General features: G+C 71.0%; 21 protein-coding genes. 14 read left to right on the forward strand and 7 right to left on the reverse strand.

What is annotated here, in order from left to right:
- Positions 1-14: 14 nt before the first annotated feature.
- The 4 genes from ABKA17_RS39880 to ABKA17_RS39895 all read left to right on the forward strand — a co-directional run bounded on the left by ABKA17_RS39880 (position 15) and on the right by ABKA17_RS39895 (position 2,789).
- A complete protein-coding gene (locus ABKA17_RS39880; protein ID WP_353697294.1) occupies positions 15-686 on the forward strand; it encodes a phosphatase PAP2 family protein in 672 nt (223 codons plus the stop codon).
- Positions 683-1,183, forward strand: coding sequence for a hypothetical protein (locus ABKA17_RS39885; protein ID WP_353697295.1), 501 nt, complete (start codon positions 683-685; stop codon positions 1,181-1,183). The genes ABKA17_RS39880 and ABKA17_RS39885 overlap by 4 nt, the downstream gene beginning before the upstream one ends.
- Positions 1,184-1,193: 10 nt before the next feature.
- Positions 1,194-1,919, forward strand: a complete 726-nt coding sequence (locus ABKA17_RS39890) for an HAD family hydrolase (protein ID WP_353697296.1) — start codon at positions 1,194-1,196, stop codon at positions 1,917-1,919.
- 153 nt (positions 1,920-2,072) lie between these two features.
- On the forward strand, positions 2,073-2,789 hold the full coding sequence (locus ABKA17_RS39895; RefSeq protein ID WP_353697297.1) for a TetR/AcrR family transcriptional regulator: 717 nt from the start codon (positions 2,073-2,075) through the stop codon (positions 2,787-2,789).
- Here the strand turns inward: ABKA17_RS39895 and ABKA17_RS39900 are convergent.
- Positions 2,777-4,276 carry an LVIVD repeat-containing protein gene (locus ABKA17_RS39900; protein ID WP_353697298.1) on the reverse strand — a complete coding sequence of 500 codons (1,500 nt, stop codon included), beginning with the start codon at positions 4,274-4,276 and terminating at the stop codon, positions 2,777-2,779. The two genes, ABKA17_RS39895 and ABKA17_RS39900, sit on opposite strands and share 13 nt — an antisense overlap.
- A 64-nt stretch (positions 4,277-4,340) precedes the next feature.
- Here ABKA17_RS39900 and ABKA17_RS39905 point away from each other — a divergent pair, with 64 nt between their 5' ends.
- Positions 4,341-5,003 carry a DUF305 domain-containing protein gene (locus ABKA17_RS39905; RefSeq protein ID WP_353697299.1) on the forward strand — a complete coding sequence of 221 codons (663 nt, stop codon included), beginning with the start codon at positions 4,341-4,343 and terminating at the stop codon, positions 5,001-5,003.
- A gap of 22 nt (positions 5,004-5,025) precedes the next feature.
- On the opposite strand, the gene ABKA17_RS39910 is transcribed toward ABKA17_RS39905, so the two are convergent.
- Complete coding sequence (locus ABKA17_RS39910) at positions 5,026-5,490, reverse strand: DUF6214 family protein (RefSeq protein WP_353697300.1); 465 nt, start codon at positions 5,488-5,490, stop codon at positions 5,026-5,028.
- Between the two features lie 200 nt (positions 5,491-5,690).
- Here ABKA17_RS39910 and ABKA17_RS39915 point away from each other — a divergent pair, with 200 nt between their 5' ends.
- Both ABKA17_RS39915 and ABKA17_RS39920 read left to right on the forward strand, forming a co-directional pair.
- Positions 5,691-7,034 carry an FAD-dependent oxidoreductase gene (locus tag ABKA17_RS39915; RefSeq protein ID WP_353697301.1) on the forward strand — a complete coding sequence of 448 codons (1,344 nt, stop codon included), beginning with the start codon at positions 5,691-5,693 and terminating at the stop codon, positions 7,032-7,034.
- Positions 7,035-7,139: 105 nt separating this feature from the next.
- Positions 7,140-8,516, forward strand: a complete 1,377-nt coding sequence (locus ABKA17_RS39920) for a nucleobase:cation symporter-2 family protein (protein WP_353697302.1) — start codon at positions 7,140-7,142, stop codon at positions 8,514-8,516.
- Here the strand turns inward: ABKA17_RS39920 and ABKA17_RS39925 are convergent.
- Positions 8,436-8,789, reverse strand: coding sequence for an ArsR/SmtB family transcription factor (locus ABKA17_RS39925; protein WP_353697303.1), 354 nt, complete (start codon positions 8,787-8,789; stop codon positions 8,436-8,438). The two genes, ABKA17_RS39920 and ABKA17_RS39925, sit on opposite strands and share 81 nt — an antisense overlap.
- A gap of 121 nt (positions 8,790-8,910) precedes the next feature.
- Here ABKA17_RS39925 and ABKA17_RS39930 point away from each other — a divergent pair, with 121 nt between their 5' ends.
- Positions 8,911-9,990: an NADH:flavin oxidoreductase/NADH oxidase gene (locus ABKA17_RS39930; protein ID WP_353697304.1), complete on the forward strand. Its 1,080-nt coding sequence runs from the start codon at positions 8,911-8,913 to the stop codon at positions 9,988-9,990.
- Positions 9,991-9,993: 3 nt separating this feature from the next.
- Here ABKA17_RS39930 and ABKA17_RS39935 read toward each other — a convergent pair whose 3' ends face one another.
- Complete coding sequence (locus ABKA17_RS39935; protein WP_353697305.1) at positions 9,994-10,620, reverse strand: NADPH-dependent F420 reductase; 627 nt, start codon at positions 10,618-10,620, stop codon at positions 9,994-9,996.
- Positions 10,621-10,997: 377 nt separating this feature from the next.
- Between ABKA17_RS39935 and ABKA17_RS39940 the strand changes: the two genes are divergently transcribed.
- Positions 10,998-11,339 carry a hypothetical protein gene (locus ABKA17_RS39940; protein WP_353697306.1) on the forward strand — a complete coding sequence of 114 codons (342 nt, stop codon included), beginning with the start codon at positions 10,998-11,000 and terminating at the stop codon, positions 11,337-11,339.
- A gap of 64 nt (positions 11,340-11,403) precedes the next feature.
- On the opposite strand, the gene ABKA17_RS39945 is transcribed toward ABKA17_RS39940, so the two are convergent.
- Positions 11,404-12,654 (reverse strand): extracellular catalytic domain type 1 short-chain-length polyhydroxyalkanoate depolymerase, encoded by a 1,251-nt coding sequence (locus ABKA17_RS39945; RefSeq protein WP_353697475.1) that lies wholly within the window; start codon positions 12,652-12,654, stop codon positions 11,404-11,406.
- Between the two features lie 389 nt (positions 12,655-13,043).
- Here ABKA17_RS39945 and ABKA17_RS39950 point away from each other — a divergent pair, with 389 nt between their 5' ends.
- Entirely contained in the window at positions 13,044-14,024 is a 981-nt protein-coding gene (locus ABKA17_RS39950; RefSeq protein WP_353697307.1) for a pectate lyase family protein, read from the forward strand.
- A 41-nt stretch (positions 14,025-14,065) separates the two neighbouring features.
- Entirely contained in the window at positions 14,066-14,848 is a 783-nt protein-coding gene (locus ABKA17_RS39955; RefSeq protein ID WP_353697308.1) for a pectate lyase, read from the forward strand.
- Positions 14,849-14,911: 63 nt separating this feature from the next.
- Here the strand turns inward: ABKA17_RS39955 and ABKA17_RS39960 are convergent, their stop codons facing one another.
- On the reverse strand, positions 14,912-15,643 hold the full coding sequence (locus tag ABKA17_RS39960) for a PaaX family transcriptional regulator C-terminal domain-containing protein (protein ID WP_353697309.1): 732 nt from the start codon (positions 15,641-15,643) through the stop codon (positions 14,912-14,914).
- A gap of 65 nt (positions 15,644-15,708) precedes the next feature.
- On the opposite strand from ABKA17_RS39960, the gene ABKA17_RS39965 reads away from it, so the two are divergent.
- Both ABKA17_RS39965 and ABKA17_RS39970 read left to right on the forward strand, forming a co-directional pair.
- Positions 15,709-17,349 (forward strand): DNA alkylation response protein, encoded by a 1,641-nt coding sequence (locus tag ABKA17_RS39965; RefSeq protein WP_353697310.1) that lies wholly within the window; start codon positions 15,709-15,711, stop codon positions 17,347-17,349.
- 139 nt (positions 17,350-17,488) lie between these two features.
- Positions 17,489-19,498 (forward strand): HEAT repeat domain-containing protein, encoded by a 2,010-nt coding sequence (locus ABKA17_RS39970; RefSeq protein ID WP_353697311.1) that lies wholly within the window; start codon positions 17,489-17,491, stop codon positions 19,496-19,498.
- 132 nt (positions 19,499-19,630) lie between these two features.
- On the opposite strand, the gene ABKA17_RS39975 is transcribed toward ABKA17_RS39970, so the two are convergent.
- Positions 19,631-20,212: an Rv1733c family protein gene (locus ABKA17_RS39975; protein WP_353697312.1), complete on the reverse strand. Its 582-nt coding sequence runs from the start codon at positions 20,210-20,212 to the stop codon at positions 19,631-19,633.
- 270 nt (positions 20,213-20,482) lie between these two features.
- On the opposite strand from ABKA17_RS39975, the gene ABKA17_RS39980 reads away from it, so the two are divergent.
- The gene (locus ABKA17_RS39980) at positions 20,483-21,568 is read left to right on the forward strand and encodes a WD40/YVTN/BNR-like repeat-containing protein (RefSeq protein WP_353697313.1); all 1,086 of its coding nucleotides are present in this window, start codon (positions 20,483-20,485) and stop codon (positions 21,566-21,568) included.
- Positions 21,569-21,639: the final 71 nt, after the last annotated feature.

The raw sequence follows: 21,639 nt of genomic DNA on the forward strand, positions 1-21,639 counted from the left end.
GCGAGGATCGAGGTATGCACTCGCCGCCCGTCGACGCCCCGTCCCGCCCGCAGGACCAGCGCACCGCCCTCCGCTCGGCCGGTGTCCTGACCGTGTGCTCCGTGCTTCTGCTCACCCTGGTGGCGGTCCGGTGGAGCCCGCTGGTGAGCGTCGACGAGGACATCGCGACCACCACCCACCGCTGGGCGGTGGACGAGCCCGGCCTCACGCACGCCTTCCGCATCCTCACGGACTGGGTGTGGGATCCGTGGACGATGCGGCTGCTGTGCACGGTGGCCGCGGTGTGGCTGGTGTGGAGGTTCGCGGCGTGGTGGGCGGCGCTGTGGCTGGGGATCACCAGCTTGCTGAGCGCGCTGCTCCAGCAGGGCATCAAGGCCGCCGTAGACCGTCCCCGCCCGGTCTGGCCGGACCCCGTCGACTCGGCGCACTACGCGGCCTACCCCTCCGGCCACGCCATGACCGCCACGGTGACGTTCGGTCTCCTGCTGTGGCTTCTCCACCACTACGGCGCCGGCCGCACCCTCGTCCGCATCGCCCTGGCCGTGGCCGCCCTCTCCGTCGCGGGCGTCGGCCTCACCCGCATCTGGCTGGGCGTCCACTGGACCTCGGACGTCGTCGGCGGCTGGCTGCTGGGGGCGCTGGTGGTGGCCGTGGCGGTGTTCGCGCACGGGCGACGCCGCACGTGAGCCACCGCTACGTGGGCCCGGAGGAGATCAGGGCGGCTGTCCGCCCGGAATCCGAGGGCCGCGTCATCGCCTCCACGAACGACCTCGCGGCATGGGTGTCCGAGCGCGGAACGGCCGAGGCGGCGGAGCCCTTCACCTACGTCGTGGGCCTGGACGGCCGGCTGCGGCTCGCGCCGCGGCGCAGCGAGCACGTGGCCTGCGCGGGCGGCCGTCCCGTGCTCGCGGCAGGCGAGATGGCGTTCAGTGGCCCTTCGGAGCACTGGCGGGCCCACGAGATCAGCAACCTGTCGACCGGCTACTGCCCGGACCTCTCCTCGTGGCACGCGGTGGCCCGGGCTCTGGAGGCGGCCGGGGTCGGGCATCCGGGCCGCTTCACACACGCGGTGGTGTTCCGTCGCTGCGAGCGCTGCCGGGAGTGCTCCGTCGTACGTGAGGACGACTTCGTCTGTGTGTTCTGCGGCAGCGATCTGCCACTCGACTGGAACGTCGACTCGTAGGATCTTCCGCATGATCGCAGTGCTGTTCGACTTCTCCGGGACCCTCTTCCGTATCGAGTCCACCGAGTCCTGGCTGCGCGGAGGACTCGCCGAGGCCGGGATCACTCTTTCCGAGGACGAGATCGCCGGGACGGCGAAGGCGCTGGAGGTGGCGGGGGCGTTGCCGGGCGGGGCGAATCCGGTGCGGGTGCCGGAGGAGCTGATCCGGCTGTGGGCGATCCGCGACGAGAGCGCCGAGCTGCACCGGGCCACCTACACCGGGCTCTCCCGGCAGGTGCCGCTGCCCGACCCACGCCTGCACGACCGGCTCTACGACCGGCACCGGTCCCCCGCCGCCTGGCAGCCTTACCCCGACGCCGCCGAGGTGCTGCGGACGCTGCGCGAGCGCGGGATCGGCGTGGGCGTGGTGAGCAACATCGGGTGGGACCTGCGGAACGTGTTCCGGGAGCACGGCCTCGACCCGTACGTGGACGCCTATGTGCTGTCGTACGAGCACGGCGTCCAGAAGCCGGACCCGAAGCTGTTCGCCACCGCCTGCGAGGCGCTCGGGGCCGATCCGCACCGGACGCTGATGGTCGGCGACGACCGACGGGCGGACGGCGGTGCGGCCGTGCTCGGTTGCGGGGTGCACTTCGTGGACCATCTGCCGGTGACCGAGCGGCCGGACGGCCTGCTGCCGGTGCTGGAACTGGTGGACGGGGCGTGCGAGGACAGCGCCTGCGGCTCCGATAAGTAGCCTCAGGCCACCAGTGGGGCGGGAAGTTCCGCCCGCCTCGGGCGATCCCCCGCGTCGCCCGAGACAGACGGCAGCCCTGACCAGCCGATTCACTGGCCGGTCCGGACGTACTGAGTATAGTTGGCTGGTAACCAGTCAACGCAGGAGTACAGCATGTCCCCGCGCAGCGCCTCGGTCAATGAAGAGTTGCGCCGCCGTTCCCGGGAACGGCTTCTCCAGGCGGCCGTCGAGCTGGTCTCCGAGCACGGCTACGAGGCGACGACACTCGGCGACATCGCGGACCGGGCAGGCTCGGCACGCGGTCTGACCTCGTACTACTTCCCCGGCAAGCGCCAGCTCGTGCAGTCCGCCGTGCACCGGCTGATGCACCGCACGCTGGAGGAGGCGCTGGAGCGCGAGCCGCACACCGAGGACGGCAAGGAGCGGATGGCGCGGGCCATCGACGCGATCCTGGGGCTGGCCCGGGACCGGCCCCTGCTGATGCGCCAGCACATGGCCGGGCTGCTCCAGGCCGAGGGCTTCATGCCGTGTCCGGAACAACAGCGCCTGGCCGAACTTCTCCGGGACACCGTCGCCCGCCACGGCTCGAACGACGTCGACGCCGACTATCCGATGCTGCGCGCCCTGCTCATGGGCTCGGTGTACGCCGCCCTGGTGCCCGGCGTCCCGATGCCGATCCCGGTGCTGCGCGCCGAGTTGTTCGCGCGCTACCGGCTGGACCGCGGGCTCGGCGTCCCGCCGGACACCGACGAGGCGTCCGGCGGGACGTACGAGACCGATCTGTCACGCTTCTTCGCGACCGGCGACCGATCGCCCGGTCAGGCGACGGGCGACCGCTCAGACCCCTGGCCGACCGGTCAGTCGAAGTAGTCCGGCTGCGTCTGGACGTTGAGCTCGCCCAGCCGTACCCGCTGGGCCGGATCGGTGCGCCGGTCCTTGATCTTCAGGACGTCGAAGCCCTTGGCGATGTCGTTGGCGTAGATGTAACCGTTGTAGTAGTACGCCGACCAGGGGCCGGCCGTGGTGAGTTGCTCGGTGTCGACCGGGCCGCGCTCGAAGTACCCGATCTCCTTCGGACGCGAGGAGTCGGTGAAGTCCCAGACGGAGACGCCGCCCTGGTACCAGGCCTGGACCATGATGTCCCTGCCCTTGACCGGGATCAGCGAGCCGTTGTGGGCCACACAGACCTCGACCTCCGCCTGATGGCGGGGGATCTTGAAGTAGCTGCGGAAGACCAGCTTGCGCTTGTCGCCCTTGCCGACGATGTCGTAGATGCCGTCGGCGCCACGGTTCGGACCGACCTCCGCGTTGCAGGTGGCCGCGCCGCCGCCGCCCAACTCGTCGGTGAAGACGACCTTGTTCGCCTTCTGGTTGAAGGTCGCCGAGTGCCAGAACGCGAAGTTGACGTTGTCCTGCACCCGGTCGATGACCTTCGGGTTCTCCGGGTCCTTGATGGAGAACAGGATGCCGTCGCCCATGCAGGCGCCCGCCGCCAGGTCCTTCGAGGGCAGCACGGTGATGTCGTGGCAGCCGGTGGTCTTGGAGACGCCCGGGTTGGTGGGCCCACCGGGGTTGCCACCGCCGTCCGGACCCTCACCCGGGAACAGCACCGGGAAGCTCACGACCGCCGCCTTCTCCGGGGCGCCGCGCGGCACCTTGATGACGGAGATGCCGTCGTGCGGCGGCTGGCAGTCCGGGTAGGCGGCGTTCGGCGAGTACGAGGAGACATAGACGTAGACGTTCTTGCGCTCGGGCACCAGCGTGTGGGTGTGCGAGCCGCAGGCGGTCTCGACGGCGGCGACGTACTTCGGGTTCGCCTTGTCGCTGATGTCGAAGACCTTCATGCCCTCCCAGGAGGACTTCTCCGTCGCGGGCTGGGTGGTGCTGTTGCAACTGTTGTCGGTGCGCGAGGAGTCGGTGGACAGGAAGAGCAGGTTGCCGGAGACCGAGATGTCGTTCTGGGAGCCGGGGCACAGCACCTGGGAGACGGTCCTGGGTGCCTTCGGGTTGCTGATGTCGTAGATGACGAAGCCGTCGAAGTTGCCGGAGAAGGCGTATCGGCCCTGGAAGGCCAGGTCCGAGTTGAGACTGGCCAGCGCCTTGGGCGAGTTGGCGACGTGCTCGATGTTGTCGGAGTGGACGATCTCGTCCTTGCCCGGTATCTCGCCGTCGGCTATCGCGGCCCGGACCTGGGCCTCGGTGCTCTCGGACACCTCCTGGCCCGCGGCCGGGGCGTCACCCGGATCAGGGGTCGCCGCGGCCGGCGCTGCCGTCAGCAGCGCCGCCAGGAGTCCCGTGGCGGCGGCGGCAACTCCCAAGCGTCCGCGCCGTCTTCGGGGAATGTTCAACAGGATCACTGTTTCCTCCCTGGTTCCGTTCGTGTCGGAACGGTTCACGCACCACCGAAGTATCGTCTTCGCCATGCACATACCAACAGGGGGCAACAAACCGGCAACGAAGTTTTTTGTCCCGGTGACGATCACCGCTGTCGCGGTGCTCGGACTCGGGGCCTGTGACTCCGGCTCGGACGCCCGCCCCGCCCCGAGCGGACCGTCGGTGATCGTGCCCGGCAAACCCGGCGAACAGAACCGCACCCTCTCCGCCGACGAGGCCGCGGACCAGCGCGCCGAGGACGACTCCCCCAACTCGGCGGACGTCTCGTACGCCCGGATGATGATCGAGCACCACACCCAGGCACTGGAGATGACCCAACTCGCCCCGAAACGCGCCGAGTCCACGAAGGTCAGGAAACTGGCCGAGCGGATCGCGGCCGCCCAGGGGCCGGAGATCGCGTCCATGGAGAGCTGGCTGGAGACGTATCACAAGGACACCAAGGGCGACGAGCACGACCACGCCTCCATGCCCGGGATGGCCACCGAGGCGCAGCTCAAGGAGCTGGGGGCGGCCCGGGGCAAGACGTTCGACCGGCTCTTCCTCACTCTGATGATCACGCATCACGAAGGGGCGATCACCATGGCCACCGAAGTGAAGGGGCAGGGCAACAACATCCGGATCGAGGAGATGGCCGACGACGTGGTCGCCCAGCAGACCGCCGAGATCTCACGCATGCGGGACATGCTGTAGAAGCCCGTGCCAACCATCTGTGTCAGCGGCGCGCGTGACGTGGCGTCAGGTACCCCGCGTCACGGGCCTGCGCGATCATCCTGAGCGACTTGCGGCGACTGTGCCCGGTCGCGCACATCACCGCGAGCACCGGGTCGACACCTTCGTCCTGGGCCGCGCGGTACTCCTGGGCGATCAGCCGGCGGCCCTCGGTACCGCGCGGCCAGGCCGGCCGGGCGCGCCGCGATCCGGCCGGCTCGTCCTCCTCCGCCGGTCCGAGCCCGCACGCCTCGAAGAGCGGGCCCTCGATCCAGTCGGCGAACAGCGCGAGGTCGTCGAGGGAGAGCGCGGGCTGCGCCCTGACGTCCTCGATCGAGAGGTGCCCCTCGGCCACCACGGCGAGCGCGTCGACCCGGGCGCCGTCGGTGAACGCCAGCCGGACGTTGAACCACGCGGTCGAAGCGGCGCCCTCGCCCTCCTGCACTTCCCACGCGGGCCACACGGACACCGCACCGTCCGTCGGGCAACGATCAGAAAGATTAAGAAACGATGCTTCTAGCACACACGCAACGTAACCGCATGATCACTTTCCATACCAACGGACACGCGTTCACCGGCGCGCACAGCACCCTGTCAGCGCAGCGGCGGCGGTGCGATGCTGGAGACATCAGCGATCTGCTCTGATCCCCCGGGGTAAGGAGTACCGCCGTGCTTCGTGTCGCCGTCGTCGGCTCCGGGCCGAGCGGGTGTTACACCGCCCAGAGCCTCGTCCAGCTGGACCCCTCGGTGTACGTCGACGTCCTGGACCGGCTGCCCTGCCCGTACGGCCTGGTGCGCTACGGGGTGGCGCCGGACCACGAGAAGATCAAGTCCCTCCAGGGCAACCTTCGCGCGGTCCTGGAGCACGAACGGGTGCGTTTCCTGGGCGGCGTCCGGATCGGCGAGGACGGGGTGCCGGCCGCCCGGCTGCGGGAGCTCTACCACGCGGTCGTGTACTGCGTCGGCGCCGCCACCGACCGGCACCTGGGCGTGCCCGGCGAGGAACTGCCGGGCAGCTGGTCGGCGACCGAGTTCGTGTCCTGGTACAGCGCCCATCCGGACGCCGTCGACGACGGTTTCGTACGCGACGCCCGCTCGGCCGTGGTCATCGGCGTCGGGAACGTCGCGGTCGACGTGGCGCGGATGCTGGCCCGCGGCGCCGCCGAGCTGAGCCCCACCGACATGCCACAGGCGGCGCTCGGCGCGCTGGCCGAGAGCCGGGTGACCGAGGTCCACATGGTCGGCCGGCGCGGCCCCTCCCAGGCCCGCTTCACCACCAAGGAGCTGCGCGAGCTGGGCGGACTGCCGGACGCCGAAGTGACCGTAGACCCGGAGGAGTTGGCGCTCGACCCGGCCTATCTGAACCCCTCCGCCCTGCCCGCCGCACAGCGCCGCAACGTGGAGGTGCTGCGCGGCTGGGCCACGGGGCCACGGCGGGGCGCCGCCCGCCGGATCCGGCTGCGCTTCTTCCTGCGTCCCGTCGAACTCCTCGCCGAGAACGGCCGGGTGAGCGCGGTGCGCTTCGAGCGGACCGTGCCCGACGGCCGGGGCGGGGTGACCGGCACGGGCCGACACGAGGACATCCCGGCACAGTTGGTGCTGCGTTCGGTGGGCTACCGAGGGGTGCCCCTGGCGGGCCTCCCCTTCGACCCGACCACCGGCACGGTCCCGCACCTCGCCGGCCGCGTGCTGCGCGAAGGGTCCGTCGCACCGGGCGAGTACGTGGCCGGCTGGATCAAGCGGGGCCCCACGGGAGTGATCGGCACGAACCGCCCGTGCGCGAAGGAGACGGTCACGTCGTTGCTGGAGGACGCCACCGATCTCGTACGCGAAGAACGTCCGGGCGATCCGCTGGCGGCGCTGCGGGCGGAGGGGATCGAGCCGGTCGAGTGGGCGGGTTGGTGCGCGATCGAGCAGGCGGAGGCGCAACTCGGCGCATCGCTGGGCAGAGGGGTAGTAAAACTCCCTGACTGGCAGTCACTGATGAACGCCGCCCACAGGGGCGCCCCGTAGGGGCGCGGGGAACTGCGCGAGCGACCACCGACAGCCCGCACCAGGCAACGAACCAGCAACAACCCCGAAATCAACAAACTGTGCAAGGAGCCTACGGTCCCCCACATGACCACACACCCCGTCGACGAAGTCCCACCCGCACGCCAACTCGCCGCCTTCGGCTTGCAGCACGTCCTCGCGATGTACGCCGGCGCCGTGGCCGTCCCCCTCATCGTCGGCAGCGCCATGAAGCTGTCGCCCGCCGACCTGGCGTACCTCATCACCGCCGACCTCCTGGTGTGCGGCATCGCGACGCTCATCCAGTGCATCGGCTTCTGGCGCTTCGGCGTGCGCCTGCCGATCATGCAGGGCTGCACCTTCGCGGCGGTGTCGCCCATGGTCCTCATCGGGACGACCGGCGGCGGACTGCCCGCGATCTACGGCTCGGTGATCGTCGCGGGACTCGCGATCATGCTGCTGGCGCCGGTGTTCGGGAAGCTGCTGCGGTTCTTCCCGCCGCTGGTCACGGGCACCGTGATCCTGATCATCGGCCTGTCACTGCTGCCGGTCGCGGGCAACTGGGCGGCCGGTGGGGTCGGTTCGGCCGACTTCGGGGAACCGAAGAACCTCGGGCTCGCCGCGTTCGTCCTTCTCGTCGTCCTCGCCGTGCAGCGCTTCGCGCCGGTCTTCCTGAGCCGGATCGCCGTCCTGATCGGCATCGTCGTAGGGCTCGCGGTGGCGGTTCCGTTCGGTTTCACGGACTTCGACGGGGTCGGCGACGCGGACTGGCTCGGGATCAGCACCCCGTTCCACTTCGGGGCGCCCACCTTCGAGTTCTCGGCGATCGTGTCGATGCTGGTCGTGGCGCTGGTGACGATGACCGAGACGACCGGGGACCTGATCGCGGTCGGCGAGATGACGGACCGCAAGGTGGAGCCGCGCTCGCTCGCGGACGGTCTGCGCGCCGACGGTCTGTCCACCGTCCTCGGCGGTGTCTTCAACACCTTCCCCTACACGGCGTACGCGCAGAACGTGGGCCTCGTCGGTATGACCCGTGTCCGCAGCCGCTGGGTCGTGGCCACGGCGGGCGGCATCCTCGTGCTGCTCGGTCTGCTGCCCAAGCTGGGCGCGGTGGTGGCCGCCATACCGGCGCCGGTGCTCGGCGGTGCGGGCCTGGTGATGTTCGGGACGGTCGCGGCGAGCGGCCTCAGGACCCTCGCGCAGGTCGACTTCAAGGGCAACGACAACCTGACGGTGGTGGCCGTCTCGGTGGCGATGGGCATGCTGCCGGTCGGCGTTCCGACGGTCTACGAGAAGTTCCCCGACTGGTTCCAGACGGTGATGAACAGCGGCATCAGCGCGGGCTGCCTGACGGCGATCGTGCTGAACCTGCTCTTCAACCACCTTCGCCCGAACGCCGGTTCAGGCGCTCCCGAGCCGGCCGGCCTGCCGACCGGCGGCGCCGAGAAGGGCGTCGAGAAGTCCCGGGAAGAGGCCCTCTAGGTCGTCGCGGCGCAGGCCGTTCATCTTGGCCGTGCCCCGGTAGATCTGCCGGATCACACCGGCCTCGCGCAGCACCCGGAAGTGGTGGGTGGTCGTGGACTTGGTGACCGGCAGCTCGAACTGCGAACAGGAGAGCTCGTCGCCCACGGCGGCGAGCTCTCGCACGATCTGCAACCGCATCGGGTCGGAGAGCGCGTGCAGGATCGGCTCGAGGCGGATCTCGTCCCGCGCCGGGTGCGGAAGATCGCGGCTGCTGACGGCGGGGGAGGTCACGGCGGCTCCAGAGTCTTCGGGCTGCCCATTGTACGAGACCTCTCGTAGTTTGACACTCTACGTACTACGATGCCTATCGTACGAGTCGACGACCCGGTCCCGTGACGAGATGGAGCCCGCCGTGAGTGCACTCTTCGAGCCCTACACCCTGCGCGATCTGACGATCCCCAACCGGGTGTGGATGCCGCCGATGTGCCAGTACTCCGCGGCGCCCGAGGGACCGGAGACCGGCGCGCCGAACGACTGGCACTTCGCGCACTACGCGGCACGCGCGGCCGGCGGCACCGGCCTGATCATCGTGGAGGCGACGGGGGTGAGCCCCGAGGGGCGGATCTCGCCGTACGACCTCGGCATCTGGAACGACACCCAGGTCGAGGCGTTCCGCCGGATCACCCGCTTCCTGGTCTCACAGGGCACGGTCCCCGGGATTCAGCTCGCACATGCCGGCCGCAAGGCGTCCACGGACCAGCCCTGGAAGGGCGGGGCGCCGTTGGGGCCGGACGCCCTCGGCTGGCAGCCGCTGGGGCCGAGCCCGCTCGCCTTCGACGAACGGCACCCGGTGCCGACCGAGCTGACGGTCGCTCAGATCCGGGAAGTCGTCGGCCAGTTCGCGGACGCCGCCCGGCGTGCCCTCGCCGCCGGGTTCGAGGTCGCCGAGATCCACGGCGCCCACGGCTATCTGATCAGCAACTTCCTCTCCCCGCACTCCAACCACCGCACGGACGCCTACGGCGGCTCGTACGAGAACCGCACCCGTTTCGCCCTGGAGGTCGTGGACGCCGTACGGGAGGTGTGGCCGCAGGACAAGCCGCTGTTCTTCCGGATCTCGGCGACCGACTGGCTGGAGGAGGGCGGCTGGACGGCGGACGACACGGTCCGCTTCGCCGCCGATCTCCAGGCCCACGGCATCGACCTCCTCGACGTCTCCAGCGGCGGCAACGCCTCCGGCGTGCGGATCCCCACAGGACCCGGCTACCAGGTCCCCTTCGCCGCCCGGGTGAAGGACGGGAGCACGCTGCCGGTGGCCGCGGTCGGCATGATCACCGAGCCCGAGCAGGCCGAGAAGATCCTGGTCAACGGTGAGGCGGACGCGGTGCTGCTGGGCCGCGAACTGCTCCGGAACCCGTCCTGGGCACGGCACGCGGCGCGCGAGCTGGGCGCCGACGTGCATGTGCCGGACCAGTACCACCGGTCGGTCTGAGCCTCACGCCGGGCGGCGGGGCACCACCTTGATGTTGAAGGTGTGGGCCCCCAGCCCGCCCGCGATCCCCATGAAGAGCAGGGCGAAGTGCTCCTGGCCCCGCGCGGTGGTGATACCGCCGATGTCCAGCTGGGACGACGGCGGCCAGCCGAGGTCGGTGAGCAGTCGGCCGGTGGTCCGCTTGGCTTCGGTGTCGTCGCCGGAGAGGAAGACGGTGCTCGCGCCGTCGAGGCCGTCCGGGGCGATCATCACCGTGGAGTCCATGGTGCACAGCGTCTTGACCACGGGGGTCAGGGGGAAGGCCCGCTGGATCTGTTCGCCGAGGCTGCTGTTGGGGTGCGAGAGCTCGGTGTAGTCGTCGGAGAGGCCGACCCCGACGTCGATCAGCAGGGTGCCGGCCAGCGCCGGCGCCCCGAGGGAGTGCAGCAGGTCCAGGGAGACGGTCCCCGGGGTGGCGTTCACGAGCACCTCCGCGTGAGCGGCCGTCTCGTGCAGTCCCGCCACGGGAAAGTCGAGGTCGGAGCGCTCCTCGGGCTTGCGGGAGCCGAGGAGCACATCGTGGCCCGCGGCACTCCAGCCGTGGGCCAGCGCGCGGGCGACGTTGCCGGTGCCGAGCAGTCCTATACGCATGCCATGACGCTAGCCAGGGCACCGCGCCCGACGGATCGGTCCACGGCCCCGATCGGACCGGCACCCGCGACGTAGTCCCGTGGTCCTCCCTCCGGAGTACGGCGCCCCCGACCCGTACTCCGGGAAGCTCGGGGTCGATGTCTCCATAGGCACGATGCGCCGAGGCTCCCGGGCGACGAGGCTGGCCGCATCGAACGTGAGGAGGGCGCCATGAGCCGCCAGACCCGAATCCGCGTCAGCCGCCGCCCCGCCGCGCCCCGCGACGAGAAGATCGACCGCAGGACCCCGTCCGGCCGCCTGCTGCCGTACTAGTCCTCCGAGGCCGCCCGCCCGCCCTGGCCCGCACCGGTGGCACCGGTCCGAGGCAAGATGGGCGCATGCTCCCACCCCGGCTGCTGTGGCGTGACCCCCGGCCCGTTCCCCGGTTCAACCGGCAGGAGCCGGTGACCCTGATCGTCCGCGACCCCGGCTTCCACGAGCCGGCCGACGGGGACGCCTGCTGGAGGTTCGGGTACCACTGCCGGACCCATGACCGGCCCTACCGGCGCGAGTCCTGCGGGGCGGGGCCGCATCTCGTCGCTCTGCACTGTGAGGAGCACGGACCGGAGAGCATGTGGCCGCAGCCGCACATGCTGTTGTTCCCGGAGGGGTTCGACCCCCCGCTCAGCGACGCACAGTTGGCCCGGTTGCGGGCGCGGTGGGACGACGTGGAGGCGTGATCCGGGAGCCACGGCCCGGGCGGGCAGTGGCCGGAGGACGGCACCTCCGGCCACCGTCAGGTCGTCAACTCTTCGTGCAGGCCGTTCCGTTGAGGGTGAACGTGCCCGGCGCCGCGCTGTTGCCGGTGTGCGTCGCCTGGTAGCCGATGCTGACGCTCGCGTTCGGGGCGAGCGTCGCGTTGTACGAGGCGTTCGTCGCCGTCACCGCGCCGGAGCTCGGCGCGTAGGTGGCGTTCCAGCCGTTGGTGATGGTCTGGCCGGCGGGCAGGGTGAAGCCGAGCTGCCAGCCGTTGAGCGTGGTGGTCCCGGTGTTGGTGATCGTGACCGAGGCGGTCAGGCCGGTGTTCCAGGCGTTGGTGGACGCGGTCACCTTGCAGGGGCCCGCCGGGGGCTGGGGTGCGGGGCCGTCGCTGTCGAGGCCGAAGAAGGTCAGGACGCGGGCGGCCATGCCCCAGGCGTACAGGTTGTGGCCTACGCCCTGGAGGCTGACGGCCTCCACCTGGGCCCGGTCACCGGTGCCGCCGTAGCGGGTGCGGGTCCAGCCGGACTGGGGTGTGTCGGTGGCCGCGGGGATCTGGCTGACGCCGTGGACGTTGGTCCACTGCTTGATCTCCTCGCCGAAGTTGGGGTAGCGCAGCACGTCGTCCTCGGTGCCGTGCCACACCTGCATGCGCGGACGGGGTCCGGTGTAGCCGGGGTAGGAGCCGCGGACCAGGTCTCCCCACTCCTGCGGGGTGTGGGTCACGGTGCCTTGGGCGCAGGCGCTGTTCCACTCGGAGCCGTCGGTGGTGGCGAAGCAGCCGAACGGCACTCCGGAGAAGGCGGCGCCCGCGGCGAACACGTCGGGGTAGTCGCCGAGCAGGACGTTGGTCATCATCGCGCCGGAGGAGATGCCGGTGGCGAAGATCCGGCTGGTGTCGGCGTCATAGGCGTCGACCGTCCAGTCGACCATGGACTTGATGCCGACCGGGTCGCTGCCGCCGCCGCGCTTGAGTGCCTGTGGTGAGGCGACGTCGAAGCACTTGCTGGCGCGGGTGACGGACGGGTACACGACGATGAACCCGTACTGGTCGGCGAGCGAGGCGTACTCGGTGCCGGAGTACATCGCCGGGCCGGAACCGGTGCAGTAGTGCACGGCGACGACGATCGCCGGGTTCTCGGTGACGGTCTCGGGGACGTACAGGTACATCTGGAGGTTGCTGGGGTTCGTGCCGAAGTTCGTGATCTCGGTGAGCGTCGCGGCCGGGGCGATCTCCTCGCGGGCGGCGGCCTGCGGTGCGGCGAGGAGGGCGGCGGCGAGCAACGCCACCAGCATTCCGTGGAGCGCGACAAGGACCGCGCGCAGCGGTCTCCTCGCGGTGGTGCCGGGGGTGGCGGACACGGGTGGGTCCCTTCGTGATGACGGCTCGTGGGGCATCTGGCATCGCTGAGGGGAGCAAAGGCATGGTGACATGCACATGGCCGCCATGGAAGCGCTCCCACACCTCTCGTCCGACCGACACCTTCGCCACCTGCGGCACCCGAAGATGTTTTGCGCAAAGCGTTGACTAGAAAGCGCTTGCCCTCTACGTTCCGTTCAGCAGTGTGACCGGTCGACTCGCTCACCGACCTAAAACATCACAATGCTGGCGCACCAGTGTTCTGAATGCTGGACATCATTCAGATACATGATCGCGAACGCCCTCCAGAAGGGACGCATCCCCCATGCGTACTCGCCCCCCACGTACACATACGCAAAGATCCGCCCTGGTGACAGCCTGCGCGGCCGCCCTGGCGACGGTGACCGTGCTCGCCGTTCCGCAGTCGGCCGGTGCGGCCGATTCCGCTCCCGTCGGATTCGGGGCCGGCACCACCGGCGGTGGCAGCGCCTCGGCCGTCACCGTCTCGACACTGGCCGCTTTCAAGACGGCCGTCACCGGCAGCTCCGCCAAGGTGGTCCGGGTCAACGGCCTTATCTCGCTGAGCGGTCAGGTCGACATCGGCTCCAACACCACGGTGCTGGGCGTCGGTTCGTCGTCCGGGTTCACCGGGGGCGGGCTGCGGCTGAAGAAGGTCAGCAACGTCGTCATCCGCAACCTGAACATCAGCAAGCCGCTCGCGCCGGCCGACGGGGTAGAGGTGCAGGCATCGACGAAGGTGTGGATCGACCACAACTCCTTCTCGGCCGACCGCAGTCACGACAAGGACTACTACGACGGCCTGCTGGACATCAACCACGGCTCCGACAACGTCACGGTGTCATGGAACACCTTCAAGGAGCACTTCAAGGGTTCGCTCGTCGGTCACAGCGACAACAACGCGAGCGAGGACACCGGACGCCTGAGGGTGACGTACCACCACAACCGGTTCAGCAACGTCTACTCGCGCGTCCCCAGCCTGCGCTTCGGGACGGGCCACTTCTACAACAACTACGTGGACGGCGCGGAGACCGCCTGCCACTCGCGCATGGGCGCCCAGATGCTCGTGGAGAACAACGTCTTCCGCAACACGGGGGTCGCTGTCACCACGAACCGCAGCAGTGACGTGGACGGTTACGCGAATCTGCGCGGCAACGATCTCGGCGGGGCCGCCACCGAGATCTCCCGGGTCGGCACGTTCACCACGCCGCCCTACGGCTACACCGCGGAGTCCGCCTCGACGGTCGTCGCCTCGGTGACGTCCGGCGCGGGCACCGGAAAGCTCTGAACACCCCCCTCGACCGCTCGACGGACAGAAGGAATCGGGACATGACTTCTGCACCACGTACGCGCGCCCGCACGCGCGCGCTGACCGGCGCGACGGCCGCGTTAGGCTTCTCGCTTGGCATGATCATGACTACAGGGGCCGCACCGGCGAACGCGGCGTCCTGGCCGACGCCCTCCAGCAGTGTGCCGGTCTCCGCCACGATCCCGGTCTCGGGCACCGTGGACGGCGGGATGAAGCGCTACTACGGCAGTGGCGACCTGGCCGGCGACGGCCAGGAGGAGGGCCAGGACCCGATCTTCAAGCTCGCGGCCGGCGCGACCCTGAAGAACGTCATCATCGGCGCGCCCGGTGCCGACGGCATCCACTGCGAAGGCAACTGCACGCTCCAGAACGTGTGGTGGGAAGACGTCGGCGAGGACGCCGCGACCTTCCGCGGCGGCTCGACGTACACCGTGACGGGCGGCGGCGCCAAGAAGGCAGCCGACAAGGTCTTCCAGCACAACGGACCGGGCACGTTGAACATCTCCAACTTCGCCGTCAGCGAGTTCAAGACGCTCTACCGCTCCTGCGGCGACTGCTCCACGCAGTACACGCGCAAGGTGAACCTCAGCAACATCGAGGTGACCGGCACCGGTTCCACCGCGCGCCTGGTGGGCATCAACGTCAACCGCAACGACGTGGCCACGCTGAGGGGCATCACGATCCTCAACGACTCCGGTCGCAAGGTGATCCCCTGCCAGAAGTACAACAACAACACCGCGGTCGGCACCGGCCCGGACAGCACCAACTGCAAGTACTCCACCTCGGACATCACCTACCGGTAGTCCCCCCACGGTGAAGGCGGCCGTACGAAGCGTCCCCGCACGGCGCTTCGCACGGCCGCCGCATCATGTGCCCAGCTCCCGGCGGTAGTTCGCGTACGCGGCACGCAGCGCCTCACCCGGCCAGTCGCCCGGCAGCAGCGCGGCGGGCAGGACGGGGTCGGCGAGCAGATGCCGTACGACCGCCGCGAAGGCGGTGAAGAGCTGCGCGGGGTGATCCGCGCGGGACGCGTGGGCGAGCAGGGCCCTGCCCGTGGCGGCCCAGGCGTCGAGCGGCCACAGGGCCGCGGCCAGTTCGGCCGCGGGGCGGTCGGGGCGGGCGGTGCAGCGCTCGGCCACCTGGTCGAGGTCGGCCGGCAGCGGTCGGGGCAGGTTGGCGGGGCGCAGCCAGACGCCCTCGCGGAGTTCGGCCAGCCGCAGGGCGGTGAGCCGGGTGCGCAGATCGGCCCGTTCGGCGGGGCCGCGACCGGTCGCGGTGATCACGAGCAGCTCCCAGTCGCCGTCCCACGCGCGCGTGCGTGGATGTACGGCGTCGTCCTGGCGCCGCTGGCGCTCCAGCAGCCGGTCGCTGAGGCGATAGACGGTGTCCGCGCGCCGCAGGTCACCGGCGGCCACCATCCGGCTGAGCGCGGCCCGCGCGGTGGAGCCCCCGACACCGAACGGCTCCACGCGGCGTACCAGCTCCTTCACCGGCAGCTCGGGCGGATGCGCCCCCAGCAGCAGGCTCAGGACGACCGAGCGCGCGGACAGCGGGCGCAGTGCCGGCTCGTCGGGCAGCGCCTGGGTGTTCGTCCGCATGGTCACGTACTGTATGTCGTATTGCACGATTGCTACGACCGCAGCGATAGTGCAACACTCGGTCCATGGTCCCCACACACGCGACACACGACGTCACCAACCAGCCCCCTCCCCTGGCCCCGTACGACACGTCCGAGGACACGGCCCTGCTGGAGGGGCTGCGCCGCGAGGGCGCCGGCTGGGCCGAGGAGGACCTGCGTCGGATCGGGCGGCTGGCCGGGAGTGCCAAGGCCCAGGAGTGGGCCGAGCTCGCCAACCGGCACGAGCCCGTGCTGCGCACGCACGACCGGTACGGTCACCGGGTCGACGAGGTCGAGTTCCATCCGAGCTGGCACCACCTGATGCGGGTCGCGGTCGCCGAGGGACAGGCCGGCGCGCCCTGGGCCGACCCCCGGCCGGGCGCCCATGTCGCCCGTACCGCGGGCGGACTGGCCTGGGGGCACACGGACGCCGGGCACGGCTGTCCGACGTCGATGACGTACGCCGCCGTCCCCGCCCTGCGGCAGCAGCCGGAGCTGGCGAAGGTCTACGAACCCCTGCTGACCGGCCGGGAGTACGACCCGGTGCTGCGGGTGCCGACCGAGAAGCCGGGTCTGCTGGCGGGCATGGGGATGACCGAGAAGCAGGGCGGCTCCGACGTCCGGACCAACTCCACGACGGCCACACCCACCGCCGAGCCGGGTGTGTACACCCTGCGCGGGCACAAGTGGTTCACGTCGGCGCCGATGTGCGATGTCTTCCTGGTGCTGGCGCAGGCCCCGGACGGGCTGTCGTGCTTCCTGGTGCCGCGCGTCCTGCCGGACGGCAGCCGGAACACCTTCCGCATCCAGCGCCTCAAGGACAAGCTGGGCAACCGCTCCAACGCCTCCTCCGAGCCCGAGTTCGACGGGACCGTCGCCTGGCTGGTCGGACCCGAGGGGCGGGGCGTCAAGACGATCATCGAGATGGTCAACTGCACGCGTCTGGACTGCGTGATGATGTCGGCGACGCTGATGCGCAAGACGCTCGTGGAGGCGGGGCACCACGCGCGGCACCGCAGCGCCTTCGGTGCCCGCCTGGTCGACCAGCCGCTGATGCGCAACGTGCTCGCGGATCTCGCCCTGGAGTCCGAGGCCGCGACGACCCTCACCCTGCGGCTCGCCGGGGCGGCCGACCGCGCGGTGCGTGGCGACGAGGCCGAGCAGTCCTTCCGGCGCATCGCCACCGCGGTCGGCAAGTACTGGGTCACCAAGCGCGGCCCGGCCTTCACCGCCGAGGCCCTGGAGTGCCTCGGTGGCAACGGCTACGTCGAGGACTCGGGCATGCCCCGTCACTACCGCGAGGCACCCCTGCTCTCGATCTGGGAGGGCTCGGGGAACGTCAACGCCCTGGACGTCCTGCGGGCGTTGGTGAGAGAGCCCGGCACGGCGGACGCCCTCTTCGCCGAACTCGCCCTGGCGCAGGGGGCGGACGCGCGTCTCGACGCTGCCGTGACCCGGCTGCGGGGCCTGCTGGCCTCGGCCTCCGAGACCGGTGCCCGACGCCTGGTGGAGCAGATGGCGCTGACCCTCCAGGCCTCCCTGCTGGTCCGGCACGCCCCGGCCCCGGTCGCCGACGCCTTCTGCGCGACCCGCCTCGCCGGCGACTGGGGGCACGCGTTCGGCACCCTTCCCGACTCGGCGGACGTGAGCGGGATCCTGAGGAGGGCGCTGCCCGGGGAGGGGTGAGCGGCGAGCGAGGGCACCCGGGGAAGGCTGACCGGCCACCGTAGGACCCCTTAGCAGACAGTCACCCCGCGATTCCGCTTCGTTGTCAGTGCCGTGGTGCAGACTCCGATCAGATGGCACTTCGCCTGGGGAGGACTGCGTGTTCACGGGGATCGACGAGGTCGACTGGGCTTCGATGCGGCATGCGTACGGCAGCGCCGAGGACGTGCCCGGCCTGCTGCGGGGCCTGGCCTCCGCGGACGCCGCCGAGCGGGAGATCGCGCTCGACGGGATGTACGGCGCCGTGCACCACCAGGGCGACGTGTACGACTCGACGCTGGCCTGTGTGCCGTTCCTCTTCGCGCTCGCCGCGCGGGAGGAGGTGCGGGACCGGGGCGGGATAGTGGAACTCCTCGTCAGCATCGGCGGTGACGGCGAACCGTCCGAGGGCGCCTACGGGGTGGCACGGACCGCGGTGCGATCGGGTGCCGAGGTCTTCGCCCGGCTGACCGGTGACGTGGACGCCGGGGTCCGCAGGGCGGCCGCGGGGGCCGTCGTGCGGTTCGTCGACCAACCCGCGCGGGTGCTGAACCTGTTGCGGGAGCGGATCACGGTGGAGCGGGACGACCGCGTCCTGCTCGCACTGACCGAGGGCCTCGGGACCTTCGTCCGCCGCCACCCCGGCCACGCGCGTGCGGCCGTGGACCTCCTGGCGGCCCAGAGTGCGCCGCCGTACGGTCCCGGGCTACGGCTGGCCGCGCTCGGCCAGTTGGCGGGGTGCGCCCCCGACCGGCTCCCGGCCGACCTCGTCCCCACCGTCGTCGCGCTGCTCCGGGACCGGTCCGATCGGCGCTCCGCCGCGCGCTGTGCCCCCGACCGGCCGGACACGGAGACGCTCGTCGGACGGCTGCGGCGGCTGCGGCCCTCCGACGAAGAGGGGTCCCAGCTGCTGCGGACCCTGCACACCGCGCTCGGCGAGCGGCTGGACGACCGGATCGCCCTGCTGAACGGCCAGTTGACCAGCCCCGACCCGACGGACCGGTGCAACGCGGTGTGGATGTCCGCGGGCCTGTTCCGCGAGTGGCGAGCCGACCACGCCACGGCTGTCGCGCTGATCGGTGCCCAACTGCACGCCGAGGAGGACCGGTTGCGTGACGCCGCCACGTCCGTCCTGGTCGACCTCTTCGACCTGGCCGTACCCGCCGCCGACGACCTCCACTGCCTGGTCGCCGCTCGCCCCGAACTGTGGGTGCGCCACTGGGAGCACGGCGCGCCGACACTGGGCGGCCCCCTCAAGGCCCTGGCCAGGAGCGGGGACGCGCGGGCGGTACCCGTGCTGGGCGAGGTGCTGGCGGGGACGGTCGCGCCGGACGACCTCGGTCAGGTGATCCCGCACCTCGGCCGGGTCGCCGCCCCCTTGGCTCCGGCGTTGCGGGAGCGGCTCGCCGGTGTCCCCCTAGACGCCCCCGACTTGCACGAGCGCATGGTTCCGCTGCTGCTGGCGCTCCGGGTGCTGGACGACCGGGAGTGCGCTCCGCTGGTCGTACGGCTGCTGCGCGACATACCGGAGGGGCTCAGGCTCCGGGACTCGCTCGTGGCGGCCGGGGCGCGGACGCTCGGTGCGCTCGGGGAGGCTGCCGGCGAGGGGATACCGGTGCTGTGCGGCCTGTTGGAGGGTGAGAGCGCGATCGCCGCGGCCGACGCGCTGTGGTCGGTGTCGGGGGACGTGGACGCCGTGCTTCCGGTGCTCGTCCAGGAGGTGGCGGACGAACGCTCCCGGCAGCGCCGGTCGGCCGCCGAGGTGCTGGGGCGGTTGGGCCGGGCCGCGACGCCCGCGTTGACCGGGCTGCGACGGATGACCGCGGCGGAGTGCGTATGGCAGCGGACGGCGGCCGCGTGCGCGGTGTGGCGGATCTCCGGGGAGCCCGAGCCGGCGTATCCGGTGCTGCGGCGAGCGTGGGCGGAGAACGCCCGGACCCGCCGCACCATCGCGGAGTGCGTCACGGCGATGGGCCCGGCGGGGGCGCCGCTCCACGACCTGCTCCGGGACGAACTGGCCGCTCCGCGACGGCATCTGGCGACGTCCGGGGGTCACGGAAGCCATGACGTGCTTGAGGACGAGCAGTTGCTGCGGGCGTGCGGGGAGGCGTTGGCGAGCGGGGCGGAATGATGCGGCCGGGGTAGGTCAGGGGCAGACAGCTGAGGCGGGCGGGCCGGAGGCGCCCCGCCCTACGTCGGTCCGGCTCCGGCCTCACCCCTCCGCCTCCGACGTCGCCCTCTCCGCCCCGGCCTCACCCCGACCTCAGCCTGTCCTCCCCCACGTCTGCCCGAACCGTGCCCACTCCGTGTCCCAGTGGTCGATGCGGTGGCGCTCCAGGCGGCCGCGGAGCATGCGGCCGCCGACGAAGGGGACGAAGGCGGCGCCGACGCCGACCAGGGCGCCGATCAGGGAAGAGCGGAGGGCGGCCTCGGATTCGGTGGCCGGGCGGGTGACCAGGCGGCCCTCCGGATCCGTCCAGACGGTGACCGCGGTGCCCGAGGGGCTGCCGGGGCGGACCCGGACCTGGCCGGTGTGGGACGAGCCGTCGGTCGCCGCCCAGCGCACCTGCGCCCACACCTGGTCGCCGCTCGCCGTCCCGGTCTGCCCGCCGAACGTCCCCGGCGCCTCCTCGACGAGCCGGGCCTCGACCGCTCGCCACTCGGCGCGCTCGCGGGCCAGGCTGTGCTCGACGGACCGGGTCGCGCCCATACCGGCGAGCACGCCGACGAGCGCGGTGAGCAGCCAGGCGCCGAGCACGATCCAGGCCTCCACCTTGTCGGCGCGCCGCTTGAGCGGATTGCGTCGCCAGCGCCACAGCCAGACCTTCGGACCACGTAACGTCATCGAAGGCTTCCTCCTCATGAACGCGCGAACATCCCGGACCGCCTCTCCATACGGGGCATGGCTCCTCGCTGCTCAGGGACCGGCCCCGACTCGACCGTTGCACGGGTCACACACTCGCGGCCGCGTCTTGCCGAAAGTGGCGCGCGGATCCCGGCAAGCGGTTACCATCCCCGCCCTGACCTGCGGCGGAGCTCTTTCCAGGGGTGACTGTCAGTGCTGGGGTGCAGACTGGCCGATATCTGAGACAACGACGTCACGGAGGTGGTCGGCATGACCGAGGTACTGCTCGCCGTGGGCACCCGCAAGGGCCTGTTCATCGGACGCAGGCAGGGTGACACCTGGGAGTTCGACGAAAGTCCGTATTTCAACGCACAGGCCGTGTACTCGGTCGCGATCGACACCCGTGGCGAACGGACCCGGCTGCTGGCCGGCGGCGACAGCGCGCACTGGGGTCCGTCCGTGTTCCACTCCGACGACCTCGGCCGTACCTGGACGGAGCCGGCACAGCCCGCCGTCAAGTTCCCCAAGGACACGGGTGCTTCGCTGGAGCGGGTCTGGCAGCTGCACCCGGCGGCCGCGGAGCCCGACGTGGTGTACGCGGGCACGGAACCGGCCGCGCTGTACCGCTCCGAGGACCGCGGCGAGAGCTTCGAGCTGGTCCGTCCGCTGTGGGAGCACCCCACGCGGTCCAAGTGGGTGCCGGGCGGCGGCGGTGAGGGTCTGCACACGATCCTGACGGACAAGCGCGACCCGCGGGCCGTGACCGTCGCGGTCTCGACGGCCGGGGTGTTCCGGACCGCCGACGGCGGCGCGAGCTGGTCCCCCTCCAACTCCGGTGTCTCCGCGGTGTTCCTGCCGGATCCCGACCCGGAGTTCGGCCAGTGCGTGCACAAGGTCACCCAGGACGCGCAGACCCCGGACCGGCTGTACCTCCAGAACCACTGGGGTGTGTACCGCAGCGACGACGCGGGCGGGCACTGGACGGACATCGGCGAGGGACTGCCGTCCACGTTCGGTTTCGCGGCGGCCGCCCATCCGCACCGCGGTGACACGGCGTATGTGTTCCCGATCAACGCCGACGCGGACCGGGTCCCGGCCGACCACCGATGCCGGGTCTTCCGCACGGCGGACGCGGGCAAGAGCTGGGAGCCGCTCACGGCGGGCCTGCCGCAGGGGGACCACTACGGCACGGTGCTGCGCGACGCGTTGTGCACCGACGACGCGGACCCGGCGGGCGTGTACTTCGGCAATCGCAACGGCGAGGTGTACGCGTCGGCCGACGACGGCGACAGCTGGCGGCAACTCATGTCGCATCTGCCGGACGTGCTATGTGTGCGGGCCGCGGTGGTGGGATGACCGACGAGGGGGGACCGCCGGGCTTTGGCCACTGGTTGATCACCGCTGTCCTTACGGCAGTAGGGTGACGC

Source organism: Streptomyces sp. RG80 (genome assembly GCF_040446465.1).
In the GTDB taxonomy this organism is placed as follows: domain Bacteria; phylum Actinomycetota; class Actinomycetes; order Streptomycetales; family Streptomycetaceae; genus Streptomyces.

Coding starts and splice junctions, on each gene's coding strand:
- ABKA17_RS39880 (WP_353697294.1), top strand. CDS start 15: ATGCACTCGCCGCCCGTCGACGCCCCGTCCCGCCCGCAGGACCAGCGC.
- ABKA17_RS39890 (WP_353697296.1), top strand. CDS start 1,194: ATGATCGCAGTGCTGTTCGACTTCTCCGGGACCCTCTTCCGTATCGAG.
- ABKA17_RS39895 (WP_353697297.1), top strand. CDS start 2,073: ATGTCCCCGCGCAGCGCCTCGGTCAATGAAGAGTTGCGCCGCCGTTCC.
- ABKA17_RS39905 (WP_353697299.1), top strand. CDS start 4,341: ATGCACATACCAACAGGGGGCAACAAACCGGCAACGAAGTTTTTTGTC.
- ABKA17_RS39920 (WP_353697302.1), top strand. CDS start 7,140: ATGACCACACACCCCGTCGACGAAGTCCCACCCGCACGCCAACTCGCC.
- ABKA17_RS39935 (WP_353697305.1), bottom strand. CDS start 10,620: ATGCGTATAGGACTGCTCGGCACCGGCAACGTCGCCCGCGCGCTGGCC.
- ABKA17_RS39940 (WP_353697306.1), top strand. CDS start 10,998: ATGCTCCCACCCCGGCTGCTGTGGCGTGACCCCCGGCCCGTTCCCCGG.
- ABKA17_RS39945 (WP_353697475.1), bottom strand. CDS start 12,654: ATGCTGGTGGCGTTGCTCGCCGCCGCCCTCCTCGCCGCACCGCAGGCC.
- ABKA17_RS39950 (WP_353697307.1), top strand. CDS start 13,044: ATGCGTACTCGCCCCCCACGTACACATACGCAAAGATCCGCCCTGGTG.
- ABKA17_RS39955 (WP_353697308.1), top strand. CDS start 14,066: ATGACTTCTGCACCACGTACGCGCGCCCGCACGCGCGCGCTGACCGGC.
- ABKA17_RS39960 (WP_353697309.1), bottom strand. CDS start 15,643: ATGCGGACGAACACCCAGGCGCTGCCCGACGAGCCGGCACTGCGCCCG.
- ABKA17_RS39965 (WP_353697310.1), top strand. CDS start 15,709: ATGGTCCCCACACACGCGACACACGACGTCACCAACCAGCCCCCTCCC.
- ABKA17_RS39975 (WP_353697312.1), bottom strand. CDS start 20,212: ATGACGTTACGTGGTCCGAAGGTCTGGCTGTGGCGCTGGCGACGCAAT.
- ABKA17_RS39980 (WP_353697313.1), top strand. CDS start 20,483: ATGACCGAGGTACTGCTCGCCGTGGGCACCCGCAAGGGCCTGTTCATC.